Here is a 16,103-nt window from a genome sequence, read left to right on the forward strand (position 1 = left end):
CGGGGTTCTGCCTGTCCGGGGTCACCCGTCGGGCTGGTCATGTCAAGTTCTTCCGCGCCCCTTACGCAAAAGGCCCGCCGCGAGGGCGGGCCTTGCACAGGGTGCGATCTGCGATCAGTCGCGCAGCAGCTCGTTGATCGAGGTTTTCGAGCGGGTCTTGGCGTCGACACGCTTCACGATCACCGCGCAGTAAAGGTTGATGCCGTTCTTCGAGGGCATCGAGCCCGAGACGACGACCGAACCGGCCGGAACCTCGCCATACATGACCTCGCCGGTTTCGCGGTCGACGATCTTGGTGGACTGGCCGATATAGACGCCCATCCCCAGGACCGAGCCTTCGCGGATGATGCAGCCCTCGACCACCTCGGAGCGCGCGCCGATGAAGCAGTTGTCCTCGATGATGGTCGGGCCGGCCTGCATGGGTTCAAGCACGCCGCCGATGCCGACGCCGCCCGACAGGTGGACGTTCTTGCCGATCTGCGCGCAGGAGCCGACGGTGGCCCAAGTGTCGACCATGGTGCCCTCATCGACAAAGGCGCCGAGGTTCACGAAGGACGGCATCAGCACCACGCCCTTGCCGATATAGGCCGAGCGGCGCACGATGCAGTTCGGAACAGCGCGGAAGCCCGCGGCCTTCCACTGCGCCTCGCCCCAATGGGCGAACTTGCTGTCGACCTTGTCCCACCAGGAACCGCCCTGCGGGCCGCCGGTCTGCACTTCCATGTCCTTCAGGCGAAAGCCGAGCAGAACGGCCTTCTTGGCCCATTGGTTGACGTGCCAGTTGCCGTCGGCCTGACGCTCGGCCACGCGCAGCTGACCCTGGTCAAGCGCGTGCAGCGTCGACTCGATAGCGTCGCGGACCTCGCCCTTGGTGTGCGGGGTGATCGTGTCGCGCGCCTCCCAGGCGGCTTCGATGGCGGTTTCCAGGGCGGCGTTCGACATGGTGTCCCCTTTGCAGATTGGCGCGTTGTATATGGTCTTGTCAGGGAACAGCCTATAGTTGGAAGGCAGGCCTCGCGCAATGCGGCGCTTGGATCAACGCGCGAAAGGATCGTTCCGATGGATGACTCACGCAGCCACCCGTTCCGCCACAGCCATCAAGACGCCAAGGCCGCCAAGCGCGTCCCCGATACCGCGCAAACCCGCGCCCCGGCCTATCGTCTGGCCTTCAGCGACACCGATTTCATGATGCGCGAAGAGCTGCGCCCGGTGCGGCTTCAGCTGGAACTCCTCAAGCCGCAGATGATCCTCGATGAGCGCGGCGTGAACTCGACCGTGGTGCTGATGGGCTCGGCGCGCATCCCCGAGCCGGGCGGTGAGGGCAAGGCCTCGGCGCTGTCGAGCTGGTATGACGAGGCGCGCAAGCTGGCCCGGCTGATCACCGAGCGCAGCATGAGAACCTATGGCCGCGAGGAGGTCGTGGTGACCGGTGGCGGGCCGGGTATCATGGAGGCCGGGAACCGCGGTGCGCATGAGGCGGGCGGGCATTCAATCGGCCTCAATATCGTGCTGCCGCACGAGCAGGCGCCCAACCCCTATGTGACACCTGACCTGTGTTTCAACTTTCACTACTTCGCGATCCGCAAGATGCATTTCTTGATGCGCGCCAAGGCGATCTGTATCTTCCCGGGCGGCTTCGGCACGCTCGACGAGATGTTCGAAAGCCTCACGCTGATTCAGACCGGGCGCATGCGGCGGATCCCGTTCATCCTCTTCGGTCGCGCCTTCTGGGAAGAGGTCGTGAACTGGCAGGCGCTGGCCAATGCCGGGACCATCTCGCCCGAGGATCTGGATCTGATCAGCTTTGTCGACAACGCCGAGGAAGCCATCGCGATCATCGATGGTTGGGAGTATGGCTGTGACTGAAAAGGGTCTTTCGACCCGCCAGCTCGGGCTGGCGATGATTGCGGGTTTTGCGGCGGTGGCTGTTCTGGGCGTGTTGCTGCGCCCGCTGATCCCGATTGACGAGACCCGTTATATCGACGTCGCATGGGAGATGCGCCAGCGCGGCAGCTGGTTCCTGCCGCTCAAGAACTTCCAGCTTTATACCGACAAGCCGCCGATGCTGTTCTGGCTGATGAACCTCGCCTGGACTGTGACGGGTGGCGTCAGCGAGTTCGCAGCGCGCCTTGTCGGCCCTATCTTCGCGGTGCTGACGCTGATGGGCACCTGGGCGCTTGGGCGCCGGTTGTGGGATGATGCCAGCGGCGCGCTGGCCGCTGTGGTGCTGGCGGGGATGTCGGTGTTCGCCCTTTATGGGGGCGCGACGATGTTCGACACGATGCTCTCCACCGCGACGCTGGCGGGGCTTTGGGCGATGCTGTCGGCCCTTGCAGCGCCGGGGCTAAACCGGCGGGCCTGGGCGGGGCTGGGTCTGGCGCTTGGTTTCGGCATTCTGGCCAAGGGGCCGGTGATCCTGTTCCACCTTGGCCCCGCGCTGGCGGCCTATGCGCTCTGGTCCGATCCCGCGCAACGCCCTGCGGGGCGCGATATCGCAAAGGGCGCGGGACTTGCCTTCGGTGTAGCGCTGGCGCTGGTTGGCCTTTGGGTCGTTCCCGCCGCGATCACCGGCGGGGCCGAATATCGCCATATGATCTTGTGGGAGCAGACCGCCGGCCGCACCGTGCAAAGCTTTGCCCATGCCCGGCCGTGGTATTGGCTGTTGGCGACGCTGCCGCTTGTGCTTTTTCCCTGGGTCTGGACGCCCGCGCTTTGGTCGGGGCTGCGCAGCCTGCGCCCGAGCGATCGTGCGCTGCGCCTGTGTCTGGTGCAGGCGGGGGCGGGATTCGTGCTCTTCTCGCTGATCTCGGGCAAGCAGGTGCATTACCTGCTGCCCGAAATGCCCGCAGTGGCGCTGATCTTCGGGCGCGGCCTTGTTGTCAGCGGCAAATCGGCTGTGCGGGGGCTTTGGGGGGCGCTGCCTGCCGCGGTGCTGGCCGTGCTGCTGGGGGGTGGTGCGCTTGGGGTGTCTCTTGGGCTTTGGGGCGATGCCAAGCTCAGCGCGCTTCTGCATCCGGTTGCGCCGGTGGTGGGTTTTGCACTGGTCTGTGCCCTTTTGGCCGTGGCCGCGCTGCGACAGCCGCGCGCGGCGGGGATGGCGACGCTGGGGCTGGGGCTGATCCTTGCGGCGGTGGGGCTGATCGCCACGACGGGCCTGCACCGCGCCTATGACGCCGGGGTCATCGGGCGCCAGCTTGCGCTGCATCAGGCCGATGGCGTCGCGGTGGTCACCGACCGCTACAACGACGAGTTCGATTTTGAAGGCCGCCTCTTCAACGCGATCGACTTGCCCAAGGCGGAAGAGGCGGCAGAGTGGCTGGCCGCGCACCCCAGCGGGATGCTCGCCGGGATCTGCAAGAAAGTCCCGCTCGACCCCACCAAGGCGGAGCACGTCTATTTCTACGGTGCCGATTGGTGCCTGTGGGAAGGCAAGGCCGGGTGAGGCGGGCCTAGAGCCCCGCCTCCGAGGCGATCTGGGCCTTCGACTTGCGCGCGCGCTCGGTCGCGGATTTCAGCTGCCCGCAGGCGGCCATGATATCCTCGCCGCGCGGCGTGCGGATCGGGCTGGCATAACCCGCCTTGTAGATGATGTCGGCGAAAGCCTCGATCCGCTCCCAGTCGGAGCGCTGATAGGGCGCGCCGGGCCATTCGTTGAACGGGATCAGGTTGATCTTGGCCGGGATGCCGCGGATCAGCTTGACCAGACGCTTGGCGTCGGCATCGCTGTCATTGACGTCCTTGAGCATGACGTATTCGAAGGTGATCCGTTCCGAATTCGACAGCCGCGGATAGTCGCGCAGCGTGTTGAGCAGCGTCTCGATGTTCCACTTCTTGTTCACCGGCACCAGCTTGTCGCGGACCTCGTCGGTGGTGGCGTGGAAGCTGATCGCCAGAAGGCAGCCGATTTCTTCGGCGGTCTTGGCGATCTCGGGGACGATGCCAGAGGTAGACAGCGTGATGCGGCGGCGCGAGAGCGAGATCCCCTCGCCATCCATCACCACTTTCATCGCGTCGCGGACGTTGTCGAAATTGTAAAGCGGCTCGCCCATGCCCATCAGAACGACGTTCGACACAAGGCGGGTCTCGTCCTTGGGGGCGCCCTGTTGGGGCCATTCGTCCAGATCGTCGCGCGCGACCATGACCTGACCGACGATTTCGCCCGCCGTCAGGTTGCGCACCAGCTTCTGCGTGCCGGTGTGGCAGAACGAGCAGGTCAGCGTGCAGCCCACCTGCGAGCTGATGCACAGCGTGCCGCGGTTTTCCTCGGGGATATAGACGACCTCGACCTCATGCCCGCCTGCGATGCGCAGCAGGTATTTGCGCGTGCCGTCCATCGAGACCTGCCGGGTTACCACCTCGGGGACCGAGATATCGAACTTCTCGTCCAGCAGCGCGCGGTAATCCTTGGCCAGGTTCGTCATCTGCGCGAAGTCGCGCACGCCCCAGTGATAGACCCATTGCCAGATCTGGCCCACGCGCATCTTGGCCTGCTTTTCGGGCGTGCCGGCCTCGATCAGCGCATCGCGCAACTGCTCGCGGGTCAGACCCACAAGGTTGACCTTGCCGCCCTCGGGCAGCTTGCGCGGGATCGTGTGCACGTCTTGGGTGATCGGTGCGGAGGGCGTGTTCATGGCAGTGTCCTGGCTGGGCAAGCGCCTCATATAGGGGATTCGCTGCCAAACGTGTAGTGCAAATGCAAAAGCCCCGGCCAAGCCGGGGCCCTGGCGCGGTGCGCGCGGCTTACTGGCAGCGCTTGGCGGCTTCGTCCATCGCTGCGGTGAAACCCATGAGCGAGAACTTGTCTTGGGTCTGCGTGCCGCGGCTCGAAATGCCCGTCAGCGTGACATCCCCCCCCGCCTTGAGGGCGGTAATGACGCCAGTGTCCTCTCCCGGAGCGGTCCAGGCGCCTTCGCCAGACGTGAAGAGCGAGAATTTGGCGCCAGTGTTCACCACGACTTCCACTTTTGAATCGTCCTTGAAGGTATATCCGCCAGCGAAAGAAATCTCGCCCGGCTTGCCGGGGCGGAAAGTCACGAACAGGCGGATGTCGCTACGGCGCACCTCCACGACCTTGCCGTCCTTGGTGTTCACCGTCTCGATCGGCGCCGAGACGGCCCAGCACTCTTTGGGATTTTCGCCGACGAACACACCCCAGTCGGTGTTCGCGGCAACGCGATTGATCGTTTCTTGCGCCTGAGCCGTGCCGAGGGTCAGGACCGAAGCGGCAAGGATCGCAGCGCCGCGCAGAACGGAATTCTTCATGATTACAGCCTCCAGCTGCCAGATGCCTCTGCCCCGCCAGGCGGGCTTTGTGCCCTTTTTTCCAATGGCGGAAGGGATTTCAACTCGATATCCCACAGATAACGTAAAAGTGCCAATCGGGGAAAGCCCCAACGGCGGGAATTCGCGCATGCGTGAACGGGAAAGAGGGCGATGACGGCAGCACCGATGATCGAGTTGTGGCGGGGCGGGATGCTGGAATCGGCCCATGCGGGCCATGCGGTGATCTATGGCCCCGGCGGGATCGAGGCGGTCTGGGGCGATCCCGGCGCGGTGATCTATCCGCGCTCGTCGTGCAAGATGGTGCAGGCGCTGCCGCTGATTGAAAGCGGCGCGGCCCATGCGGCGGGTCTGGGCGAGCGGCAGCTGGCGCTGGCCTGTGCCTCGCATTCCGGGGGCGCCATGCATGTGCAAGGCCTGCAGGCGTGGCTTGCGACCCTGGGTCTGGACGAGCCCGACCTGCGTTGCGGCCCACAGATGCCGCGCGACCGGGCCGAGATGAAACAAGTGATCTGTTCGGAGGCTGCGCCCTGCCAGCTGCATAACAACTGCTCGGGCAAACATGCGGGTTTCCTGACGCTCGGCCGCCATCTGGGCGCAGGCCCGGAATATGTCGAGATCGACCATCCCGTGCAGCGCGCGGTCAAGGCGGCCTTCGAAGAGGTCACGCAAGAGACCTCACCCCGCTTCGGGATCGACGGCTGCTCGGCCCCGAATTTCGCCTGCACGATCACCGGGCTTGCGCGCGCGATGCAGTTCTTCGCCGCCGCGAACCCCGATGGCCCGCTGCGCGAGGCCGCCGCCGCGCGGCTGACCCGTGCCATGATGACCTTCCCCGAGTTGGTCGCGGGCGAAGGGCGGGCCTGCACGGCGCTCATGCGTGCGTTGAACGGCAAGGGCGCGGTCAAGACCGGGGCCGAGGGCGTGTTCGTCGCCATCCTGCCCGAACAGAGCCGGGGTATCGCCGTCAAGTTCGCCGATGGTGCGACCCGCGCGGCGGAGGCCGCGATCACCGCGATCCTTGTGCGGCTCGGGGCGCTTGAGGCCGCCGATCCGGTGGTCGAGCAGTATATCCCGCGCGCCATGACCAATCGGCGCGGGCTGGTGGTGGGCGAGATGCGGCTTGCTCCGGGATTCGCCTAGATCATCTGCCAGATCAGCCGCAGCGCAAGCGCGGTTGAGGTCACGACCAGAAGCGGCTTGATCACCTTGGCCCCCACCCGCATCGCAAGGCGCGAGCCAAGCCGCGCCCCCGCGACCTGTGCCAGCCCCATGGCAAGCCCGGTGATCCACCAGGGGGCACCCACGGCGGCAAAAGCCACGAGCCCCCCGACATTCGAGGCGAAGTTCAGCAGTTTGGTATGCGCGGTCGCGCGCAGCACGCCGTAACCCGCCAGCGTGACGAAGCCGATCATGTAAAAGGCCCCCGCGCCAGGGCCGATCAGCCCGTCATAGAACCCGATCAGCGGCACCACGAAGGCGGTAAAACTCGCAGGGCGGATCCGTTCGGTCCGATCGGTGTCATCAAGGCCCTTTTTTAGTGCAAAGAACGCTGCGATCCCGATCAGCACGACGGGCAGCGCAAGCCGCAGCCCCTCGGTCGGGATGACGGATACCAGAAGCGCGCCCACCAACCCGGCGACAAAGGCCAATCCCGCCGCGCGGATCTGGCGACGAAGGTTCACATGCCCAGAGGCCGCATAGGACAGCGCCGCGGTGGCCGCGCCGAACGAGCCCTGCACCTTGTTTGTCGAGAGCGCCTGCAAGGGCGTGGCGCCGGCTAGTAGTAGAACGGGCAGGGTGATCAGCCCGCCGCCGCCCGCGATACTGTCCACGAAGCCCGCGGCAAAGGCCGCGGCGATCAGCATCAGGGCAAGCTCCAACGAGACTTCGAACATGCGGCACCAAAGGGTCAGACCGCCTTTCATCGGCTGCCCTCCGCCCAATGTAAAGAGAGCCGATTGCTTGCGGCTCTGCGGTGCGCGTATTACCGTTCGGCACCTGCGGGGACCCAAGGCCAATGCAACGCTCGACCACGATCATCCACTACGCGCCCGCCAAGCTGGTGGTGGTTCTCGTTCCCAAATGCGGCTCGACGACGATGATCGCGGCGTTCCTGACGCTTGCGGGTCTGGGGGCACATGCTTTGAGCACCCGCAATTTCATTCGCTCGGAAGAGGGCAGGGCGCAGATGCTCGCTGCGGGGCTGGAGGTGCGCGTCGCTCGATTCACTGAGCTGACGCAGATGCAGAAAAGCGACCCGGGCTATCGCTTCATGACCGTCCTGCGTGATCCGACGCAGCGTTTCGTGTCGGGCTATTTCAGCAAGATCAACCGTTATGCCAAGCGCTTTGCCCGACACGCCTATCTGTGGGGCAAGCTGCGCCAGGCCCTGAGCGGCCTCGGCGCCTGGCCCCATATCGAGCAGGCGAACCGCCATATCCGCAAGCTGATCCCGTTCGAGCAGTTCGTGGCCGGGATGGAGCGGCACGGCTCCGAATGGAATTCGCATCTCAGTCTGCAGGGCCGGATCATCGGAGAAGATCTGATTCGATACGATCGCGTGCTGATGCTTGAAACACTCGACGAAGCGCTAATGCCCACGCTGCGCGAGATGGGCTTTGGCACGGCGCAGCTAGCGGCGCTGGAGACGTTGCCGCGCAAGAATCCGACGCTGACCCCGCCAGCTGCGCGCGGACAGCTTGTGACGCCGGATCTGCAAGCCCGCATCGCGCGCCTCTATCAAGGCGATCTCAGACTCCTCGGACAAATGCAGTGACCGCCGTGGCCCCCTATCCGCGTCTTTCCCAGTTCAGCGCCCCGGCACGTAACAGCGCCGAGATCTGGCGCACCCTCGCCGGTGTGGTCGGGATCTCGGTCCTTTACATGGCTTTCGTCTTCGGTGCGCTCAGCGCCGTCGCCAAGATGATGAGCGAGTTCGAATTCGCGCGCCTCGTAGCCGGGATGGTCGGCGCCTCGACGCCGGTCGGGCTGTCGCTGACACTGGCCACCTTCATCCCGATGCTGATGGCGGTGGTTCTGGTGGCCAAGCTTTTGCATGGGCGCGATCTGTCCACGCTGACCGGGCGCGGGGCGCTGCGTGACTTCGTGAAGGTTTCCGCACCCCTTCTGCTGCTGGTCTTGCTGATGATGCCGCTGTCGCTGCTCAACCCCGATGTCGGCGCGGCGACGCCTTTCGCGGTGCTATTGCGCTGGCTGCCTGTGGCGCTGCCGCTCTTGCTGATTCAGGTTACCGCCGAAGAGGTCGTCTTTCGCGGCTACCTGCTGCAACAACTTGGTGTGCGCAGCGCGCGTCCGCTTGTCTGGATGGCGTTGCCCTCGGCCCTCTTCGGTGTGCTGCATTACGCGCCAGGCGATTTCGGCGCGAATGCGATCTGGCCCGCGCTCTGGGCCTTTGTGTTCGGCTGCCTTGCCGCCGATCTGACGGCGCGCACCGGAAACCTCGGCGCGGCGCTGGCGATGCATTTCGCCACGAATTTCTCGTCGATCTTCCTTGTAGGGCTTTATGGCAATCTCGACGGGCTGGCGCTTTATACGCTGGTGATCAACAATCGGGACTTGGCCTCGCTCGCACCCTATCTTGCGACCGACTTCGTCGGGATGCTCGTCTCGTGGCTTCTGGCGCGGCTTATGCTGCGCGTCTGATTGCATTTCCCGCGCTACGGGCTTATCTGGGGCGGACGTGACGGAAGGCGCATTGCAGAAGGACACAGGCAGATGAACTGGATCTCGAACTACGTCCGACCCAAGATCAACTCGCTGTTCTCGCGCCGCGAGGTGCCCGAGAACCTGTGGACCAAGTGCCCCGAATGCGGAACCATGCTGTTCCACCGCGAACTGGCCGACAACCTGAACGTCTGCACGAATTGCGATCACCACATGGCGATCACCCCGCGCGAACGCTTCACCGCGCTTTTTGACGGCGGCATCTTCTCCGAGGTCAAGGTGCCCGATCCGATCGCGGACCCGCTCCAGTTCAAGGATCAGAAAAAATACCCCGACCGGATGAAATCCGCGCAGAAGTCGACGGGCGAGAAAGAAGCCATGCTGGTCGCCGAGGGCGAGATCGGCCGCACCCCGATCGTCGCCGCCGCGCAGGACTTCTCCTTCATGGGCGGCTCGATGGGCATGTATGTCGGCAACGCGATCATCGCGGCGGCCGAGCGCGCGGTGAAACTCAAGCGCCCGCTCGTGCTGTTCTCGGCTGCAGGCGGTGCACGGATGCAAGAAGGCATCCTGTCGCTCATGCAGATGCCGCGCACCACGGTCGCCGTGCAGATGCTCAAGGAAGCCAACCTGCCCTATATCGTCGTGCTGACCCACCCGACGACGGGCGGCGTGACGGCCTCCTACGCGATGCTGGGCGATGTGCAGATCGCCGAACCCAACGCGCTGATCTGCTTCGCCGGCCCGCGCGTCATCGAGCAGACTATCCGCGAAAAACTCCCTGAGGGCTTCCAGCGCGCCGAGTACCTGCTCGATCACGGTATGCTCGATCGCGTGACCCATCGCATGAAACTGCGCGAGGAGCTGATCACGATCCTGCGGATGCTCATGGGCCTGCCGCCGGCCGTTGCGGGCGACCTTCCGGCGCCGGGCAAATCGGCCGAAGCGACCAAGGCCTGATCTTCAACGTGGCATAAATATCCCGGGGGTCCGGGGGCAGCGCCCCCGGCCCGGCTTGAACGGGTGACCCAGATGACCCTGCCTTCCGACCAGATCCTGACGCGGCTGATGTCGCTGCACCCCAAGGTGATCGACCTCACGCTTGACCGGATGCACCGCATTCTGGCCGCGCTCGATCACCCCGAGCGCGCCATCCCCCCCGCGACCCATATCGCGGGCACCAATGGCAAGGGCTCGACCCAGGCGATGATCCGCGCGGGGCTTGAGGCCGAGGGCAAGCGCGTCCACGCCTATACCTCGCCCCATCTCGCGCGTTTCCACGAACGCATTCGGCTCGCGGGCGATCTGATCTCGGAACCCGCGCTCGCGGCGCTGCTTGACGAATGCGAGGCGAAGAACGGCGGCGTGCAGATCACCTTCTTCGAGATCACCACGGCGGCGGCCTTCCTGGCCTTTGCCCGCACCCCGGCCGATTACACCCTGCTCGAGGTCGGCCTCGGCGGGCGGCTTGACGCGACGAACGTGATCGACCGCCCCGCGCTCAGCATCATCACGCCTGTCTCGATCGACCATCAGCAATTCCTGGGCGAGACCCTGCCCGAGATCGCGGGCGAGAAAGCTGGGATCATCAAGCGCGGCGTGCCCGTCGTGGTCGGCCCGCAAGAGCCCGAAGGCCTGGCCGTGATCGAGGCGCGGGCCGAGCGCCTCGGCGCGCCCATCTTCGCCTATGGCCAGCACTGGCACGCCTTCGAAGAACGCGGCCGCCTGATCTATCAGGATGAGAACGGGCTGATGGACCTGCCGCTGCCGAACCTGCCCGGGCCGCATCAGATCCAGAACGCGGGCGCGGCCATCGCGGCGCTGCGAACGCTCGGCTATGGTGAGACCGCCTGCGAGGCCGCCGTAACCCGCGCCGAATGGCCCGCGCGGATGCAACGTCTGCGCCGTGGTCCGCTGGTCGAACAGGCGCCGGGGATCGAGCTTTGGCTCGACGGTGGGCACAACCCGGCGGGGGGCGAGGCCGTGGCCGCGACGCTCGCGCGTATGCCCGTGCGTCCCACGCATCTGATCTGCGGGATGCTCAATACCAAGGATGTCGCGGGCTACATGCGCCCACTGGCGGCCCATGCGCAAAGCCTGACCGCCGTTGCCATCCCCGGTGAGCCGAACACCCTGCCCGCCGAGACCACGGCCGAGGCTGCCGCCCGCGCGGGTTTCGCGCGCAGCGGCACGGCGGCGTCGGTGGCCGAGGCGCTGGCCGCGATCGCCGCGAAGGACGCACAAGCCCGCGTGCTGATCTGCGGCTCGCTTTACCTTGCCGGGCAGGTTCTGCGCGACAACGGCTAGGCCTTCCGCGCGCCCATATAGCAAGCATTGTGCGTAAAGTGCGCTATACGCACAGGCCCGCTGGTCCTATCTTGCGCCCAACAGCAGGAGCGCATCATGAGCCTTGAATTCGGCCTCGACACCTTTGGCGACATCACCCGCGATGCGGGCGGCAACCGTTCGGGCGCGCAGGTCATCCGCGACACGGTGGCCGAGGGGATCCTCGCCGACCAGGTGGGTCTGGACTATTTCGGGATAGGCGAACATCACCGCCCCGATTTCGCAGTCTCGGCACCCGAGCCGATCCTGGCTGCGATCCTTGCCCGAACCGAGCGGATCAAGGCGGGCACCTCGGTGACGGTGCTCTCGTCGGACGATCCGATCCGCCTATTCCAGCGCTTTGCCACGCTCGACGCCATCGCGCCGGGCCGGGCCGAGATCACCATCGGGCGCGGCTCGTTCACCGAAAGCTTCCCGCTTTTTGGCTACAAGCTTGATGATTACGAGACGCTGTTCGAGGAAAAATCCCAGCTTCTGCATCTGCTGACGACGCAGGCCAAGGTCAGCTTTCAGGGCAGTCACCTGCCCGATCTGCGCGGCGTGACGGTCTATCCGCGCCCCGAACAGACGCTGCGCGTCTGGCGTGGCGTGGGCGGCAGCCCTCAATCGGTGGTCGAGGCCGCGGCGATGAACATGCCGCTGGTCATGGCGATCATCGGCGGGAATGCGGCGCGCTTCGCACCGCTGGTCGATCTTTACCACCGTGCCCACGCGCAGATCGGCACGCCCGTGCAGCCCATCGGCGTGCATTCGCCCGGCCATGTCGCCCGTACCGATACCGAGGCGAAAGAGGAATACTTCCCCGCCTATGCCGAGATGCATGACCTTATCGGCCGCTCGCGCGGCTGGCCGCGGCTGACCCGCGAGGCGTTCGAATCCGAGATCGCGCATGGCTCGCTCTATGTCGGCTCGCCCGAGACGGTGGCACGCAAGATCGCCACGACCGTCAAGACGCTTGGCCTTGCGCGCTTCACGCTTAAATACAGTGCAGGTCCGCAGGCGCCGGAAAACCTGCTCAAGACGATCGAGCTTTATGGCACCCGCGTCGCGCCCATGGTGCGCGAGTTGCTGGCCTAGGCCTCGGCGCCCCAGTCGGCGCCTTGCATCTCGCGCAGGCGGCTGGCCGTGCGCTCGAATTCGAAGGTGCCTTCGCCCTCGATATAAAGTCGCTCGGGCACATCGGCGGCCGAGCAGATCAGGCGCACCTTGGCCTCGTAAAGCGCGTCGATCAGGATGACGAAGCGCTTGGCCTCGTTGAAGTTCGACGCGGACAGCAGCGGGATGTCGTCGATCAACAACACCCGGACCGCCTCGCCGATGGCGAGGTAGTCGGCCGGCCCCAGCATCGCGGCGCAAAGATCCCAAAAGGACGCGCGCCCGACGCCGTTGTGGAAATGCTCGATCACCACCTTGCGGCCCTTCACGGTCAGCACAAGGCGCGTGGCCTCGTCATGGCCGGTCAGCTCGTCCCACAGCGCATCCATCTGGGTGCGCGCGACCTTGCCGAGTGGCTGGAAATAGACCTGCGCGCCTGCCAGCCGGTGTTGGCGATAGTCAGTCTCGCTCTCGATCTCATGGACATCAAGCTGCGCGCGCAGAACGCCGATGAAGGGCAGGAATAGCTGCCGGTTGAGGCCGTTCTTGTAAAGATCCTCGGGCACCCGGTTCGAGGTGGTGACCACCGTGACGCCCAGGTTGAACAGCGTCTCGAACAGGCGGCCCACGATCATCGCATCGGCAATGTCGGTGATCTGCATCTCGTCGAAACACAACAGCCGCAGCGAACCCGCGATCTCTTTCGCGACGGGCATCAGGGCGTCTTCCACCTTGGCGCGGCGGGCGACGTCGATCTTGGCCTGCACCTCTTGCATGAAGGCGTGGAAATGGACGCGCCGCTTGGGCACATCGACCGCATCGCAAAACAGATCCATCAGCATGGATTTGCCGCGCCCGACCCCGCCCCAGAGATAAAGGCCGCGCACCGCCTCGGGCGGCTTGGCAAAGAGCCCGAAGATCCCCGCCTTCTTCGCCGGGGCCTCCAGTTGCTCGCGTACCTGTTCGAGCATCGGCAGCACCGCGCGCTGCGCCGCATCGGCATGGAGCGTTCCCGCGGCGACCCGCGCGTCGTAGATCTCGGTCAGCGTCTGTTTCATTCGGACTAGGTATCGCGTGGTGCGGGCTTTGAAAAGAAGGCGTTTGCGCGGATTTCGCAACCAGTCGCCGCAACGCGGCGCTTGTGGCATTGCTGCCCTTGCACTAGTGTCCCGCAGCGCAGCATTACCCGACAGGAGGCCCCATGTCCAAAGCAAGCCCTCAGCGCCTTCACCTCGTTTTCGGCGGTGAATTGGTCGATCCGCAGCGCAGCGAATTCAAGGATGTGGAAAAGATCCACGTCGTAGGCATCTTCCCGAACTATGCCTCTGCCTATGCGGCCTGGAAGGCCGAGGCGCAGCGCACCGTCGATGACGCCCATTCCCGCTATTTCATCGCGCACCTGCACCGCCTGCGCGACGAGGAAGCCGCCGCCTCCTCGACCGAAGAACTCGGCAACTGAGCCGCACAGCGGTTATGCAGCGCTCCTTCCTGCTCTGGCTACGCCTTGCGCTGGCCGGTTTGCGCCGGCCGGGGCCGGAAGCACGCCGCATCGCCGCCGAGACGCGCAAGGAAGGCGCGCTGATCTGGCTGGTTCTGAACGACAGCGCCGAGGCGGCCGCCGATGCGGCGCTTCTGGCGCGCCGACTGAACCGCCTGCGCCCGCAGTTGAACCTGATCGTCACAACCCGAGGCCCTATCGCGGACAGTATCACCTGGCCGCAGCGCACCCGGATTGAGGCGATGCCGGAAAACACCCCCGCGTCGATGCGCATGGTGCTGGATGGCTGGCGGCCCGATCTGATCGTGCTGATCGGCAATGACCTGCCCGCCGCACTGATCTGCGCCGCGCGCAGCGTGCCGATCCTGCTTGTCGATGTGCATCTGGCCGGTGGCACCACCCGCAACCCGTTGCTGCGCAACGAGGCACGCTCACTTTTGCGGCGGGTGCGGCGGGTTTTGGTGCGCGACGCGGAAACCTCCGCGACACTTCTGGCGCTTGGCGTCGATCAGGCGCGCGTCGAGATTGGCGGGGTGATCTCGGACCCGCCCGATCCGCTGCCCTGTTCCGATGCCGAGCGCTCCTCGATCGCGCAGCAGATGCGCGCGCGCCCGGTCTGGTTGGCGGCGAGTGTCCCCGAAGATGAGATCGCCACCGTCATCGCCGCCCATGCCCATGCGCTGCGCCTTGCGCATCGGATGCTGTTGATCCTGGCGCCAGATGCAACAGGGGACGCGACCGAGCTTGCCGACAAACTGAACGCCGAGGGCTGGGTGGTCGGGCGCCGCTCGCTTGAGGGCGAGCCGGACGAAGAGATGCAGATTTTCATAGCCGACGATCCGGGCGATTACGGGCTGTGGTATCGGCTCGCGCCGGTCACCTATATGGGCGGCACGCTTGGCGAGGGGGCGCAGGCGCCGCGCTCGCCGCTGGAGCCCGCAGCGCTTGGCTCGGCCATCGTGCATGGCCCGAACACTGCCCCCCATGCCGCCGAATTCGCCCGGCTGAGCGAGGCCCGCGCCGCCCGTGCCGTGATGGCGCCGGGCCAGCTTGGCGAGGCCGTGGCCGAGTTGATCGCCCCCGACCGCGCCGCGATTCTGGCGCATAACGCCTGGGCCGTGACCTCGGGCGGGGCAGGGGCCGTGGAGGCAACCGCGCGCGCGATCGTGACCGAGCTTGACCGCGCCGCCATTGCGAGGGTCGTTTGATGGGCGCACCGCTGTTCTGGTTCACCCCGCCCGAGGCCCCAGCGCCGCTCGCACAGCTGCTGGCACCGCTTGGGCGGTTCTATGCAGCCGCGACCGCGCGGCGATTGCGGCAGACCGGGCAGGCGGTCGGCGTGCCGGTGATCTGCGTGGGCAATATCAACGCGGGGGGCACCGGCAAGACGCCCACGGTGATCGCGCTGGTGCAGCACCTCGCCGCGCGCGGGGTTGTCGCCCATGTCGTCAGCCGGGGCCACGGCGGCAGCCTGACCGGCCCCGTGCGCGTGGATGAGCGCGTCCATACCGCCGATGAAACCGGGGATGAGCCGCTTTTGATTTCGGCCTTCGCGCCGACCTGGGTCGCCAAGGATCGCTTGGGAGGCGCGCGGGCGGCAGTTGAGGCTGGGGCGCAGGCCATCGTTCTGGATGACGGGCACCAGAACCCGGCGCTGGTCAAGGATCTGTCGATCGTCGTGGTCGATGCGGTCAAGGGCTTCGGCAATGGCCGCTGCCTGCCCGCAGGCCCGCTGCGCGAGCCGGTCGAGGCGGGTCTGAGCCGCGCCGATCTGCTGCTGTCTATCGGCGCGCCCACCGCGCAGGCGGCTTTCGCGGCGACTTGGGGGGGCAAGATCAACCGGCCCCATCTGACCGGCGCGCTCGAACCCCTGCAGACCGGGATGGACTGGAAGGGGCTGCGCGTTCTGGCCTTCGCAGGCATCGGCCACCCCGAGAAATTCTTTGCCACCCTGCGCGGCCTTGGCGCCGAGGTGATCCGGGCCGAGGCGCTGGAAGATCACCAACCCTTCACCCCGCGCCTGCTGACCCGTCTTGAAACCGAGGCGCGGCTGCTTGGCGCGCAGATGGTCACGACCGAAAAAGACGCCGTACGCCTTCCGCCAGCCTTCCGCCCCAATGTGCTGGCGCTTCCGGTGCGGCTTGAGATCGCCGACACCGCGCCGCTTGATGCGGCACTGACGCGGCTTGGGCTGTAG

General features: G+C 65.9%; 16 protein-coding genes. 11 read left to right on the forward strand and 5 right to left on the reverse strand.

Translation table 11 applies throughout. The features are described 5' to 3' along the window. Window positions 1-114 precede the first annotated feature (114 nt). Window positions 115-942 (reverse strand): 2,3,4,5-tetrahydropyridine-2,6-dicarboxylate N-succinyltransferase, encoded by an 828-nt coding sequence (gene dapD / locus LZA78_RS07205; RefSeq protein WP_233676265.1) that lies wholly within the window; start codon window positions 940-942, stop codon window positions 115-117. Between the two features lie 117 nt (window positions 943-1,059). Between dapD and LZA78_RS07210 the strand changes: the two genes are divergently transcribed. Further along, window positions 1,060-1,866, forward strand: coding sequence for an LOG family protein (locus tag LZA78_RS07210; RefSeq protein WP_233676266.1), 807 nt, complete (start codon window positions 1,060-1,062; stop codon window positions 1,864-1,866). Then, window positions 1,853-3,442 (forward strand): ArnT family glycosyltransferase, encoded by a 1,590-nt coding sequence (locus LZA78_RS07215; RefSeq protein ID WP_233676267.1) that lies wholly within the window; start codon window positions 1,853-1,855, stop codon window positions 3,440-3,442. The genes LZA78_RS07210 and LZA78_RS07215 overlap by 14 nt, the downstream gene beginning before the upstream one ends. Window positions 3,443-3,449: 7 nt before the next feature. Here the strand turns inward: LZA78_RS07215 and rlmN are convergent, their stop codons facing one another. Together rlmN and LZA78_RS07225 are read right to left on the reverse strand one after the other, a co-directional pair. After that, a complete protein-coding gene (rlmN, locus tag LZA78_RS07220) occupies window positions 3,450-4,631 on the reverse strand; it encodes a dual-specificity RNA methyltransferase RlmN (protein ID WP_233676268.1) in 1,182 nt (393 codons plus the stop codon). 109 nt (window positions 4,632-4,740) lie between these two features. Beyond that, window positions 4,741-5,412, reverse strand: a complete 672-nt coding sequence (locus LZA78_RS07225) for an invasion associated locus B family protein (RefSeq protein ID WP_306798964.1) — start codon at window positions 5,410-5,412, stop codon at window positions 4,741-4,743. Between the two features lie 21 nt (window positions 5,413-5,433). Here LZA78_RS07225 and LZA78_RS07230 point away from each other — a divergent pair, with 21 nt between their 5' ends. Then, window positions 5,434-6,423, forward strand: coding sequence for an asparaginase (locus LZA78_RS07230; protein ID WP_233676269.1), 990 nt, complete (start codon window positions 5,434-5,436; stop codon window positions 6,421-6,423). Here LZA78_RS07230 and LZA78_RS07235 read toward each other — a convergent pair. Then, entirely contained in the window at window positions 6,420-7,178 is a 759-nt protein-coding gene (locus LZA78_RS07235) for a TSUP family transporter (protein WP_233676368.1), read from the reverse strand. The two genes, LZA78_RS07230 and LZA78_RS07235, sit on opposite strands and share 4 nt — an antisense overlap. A gap of 122 nt (window positions 7,179-7,300) precedes the next feature. Between LZA78_RS07235 and LZA78_RS07240 the strand changes: the two genes are divergently transcribed. The 5 genes from LZA78_RS07240 (at window position 7,301) to LZA78_RS07260 (ending at window position 12,390) form a co-directional block, all read left to right on the forward strand. Next, entirely contained in the window at window positions 7,301-8,059 is a 759-nt protein-coding gene (locus LZA78_RS07240; RefSeq protein WP_233676270.1) for a sulfotransferase family 2 domain-containing protein, read from the forward strand. Beyond that, complete coding sequence (locus LZA78_RS17895) at window positions 8,056-8,946, forward strand: CPBP family intramembrane glutamic endopeptidase (RefSeq protein ID WP_233676271.1); 891 nt, start codon at window positions 8,056-8,058, stop codon at window positions 8,944-8,946. Before LZA78_RS07240 ends, LZA78_RS17895 begins: the two co-directional genes overlap by 4 nt. 72 nt (window positions 8,947-9,018) lie before the next feature. Next, entirely contained in the window at window positions 9,019-9,927 is a 909-nt protein-coding gene (gene accD / locus LZA78_RS07250; protein WP_233676272.1) for an acetyl-CoA carboxylase, carboxyltransferase subunit beta, read from the forward strand. Window positions 9,928-9,999: 72 nt separating this feature from the next. Beyond that, entirely contained in the window at window positions 10,000-11,274 is a 1,275-nt protein-coding gene (locus tag LZA78_RS07255; protein WP_233676273.1) for a bifunctional folylpolyglutamate synthase/dihydrofolate synthase, read from the forward strand. Window positions 11,275-11,370: 96 nt separating this feature from the next. Further along, window positions 11,371-12,390: an LLM class flavin-dependent oxidoreductase gene (locus LZA78_RS07260; RefSeq protein WP_233676274.1), complete on the forward strand. Its 1,020-nt coding sequence runs from the start codon at window positions 11,371-11,373 to the stop codon at window positions 12,388-12,390. Here the strand turns inward: LZA78_RS07260 and zapE are convergent. Continuing rightward, entirely contained in the window at window positions 12,387-13,466 is a 1,080-nt protein-coding gene (gene zapE, locus LZA78_RS07265) for a cell division protein ZapE (RefSeq protein ID WP_233676275.1), read from the reverse strand. The two genes, LZA78_RS07260 and zapE, sit on opposite strands and share 4 nt — an antisense overlap. Before the next feature lie 143 nt (window positions 13,467-13,609). On the opposite strand from zapE, the gene LZA78_RS07270 reads away from it, so the two are divergent. From LZA78_RS07270 to lpxK, 3 genes are read left to right on the forward strand one after another with little or no spacing between them, the layout of a single operon-like run. Continuing rightward, a complete protein-coding gene (locus LZA78_RS07270; protein WP_233676276.1) occupies window positions 13,610-13,867 on the forward strand; it encodes a DUF4170 domain-containing protein in 258 nt (85 codons plus the stop codon). A gap of 14 nt (window positions 13,868-13,881) precedes the next feature. After that, window positions 13,882-15,114 carry a 3-deoxy-D-manno-octulosonic acid transferase gene (locus LZA78_RS07275; protein ID WP_233676277.1) on the forward strand — a complete coding sequence of 411 codons (1,233 nt, stop codon included), beginning with the start codon at window positions 13,882-13,884 and terminating at the stop codon, window positions 15,112-15,114. Beyond that, on the forward strand, window positions 15,114-16,103 hold the full coding sequence (lpxK, locus tag LZA78_RS07280; protein WP_233676278.1) for a tetraacyldisaccharide 4'-kinase: 990 nt from the start codon (window positions 15,114-15,116) through the stop codon (window positions 16,101-16,103). Before LZA78_RS07275 ends, lpxK begins: the two co-directional genes overlap by 1 nt.

The organism is Rhodobacter flavimaris (assembly GCF_021378075.1).
GTDB classification, from domain to species: domain Bacteria; phylum Pseudomonadota; class Alphaproteobacteria; order Rhodobacterales; family Rhodobacteraceae; genus Rhodobacter; species Rhodobacter flavimaris.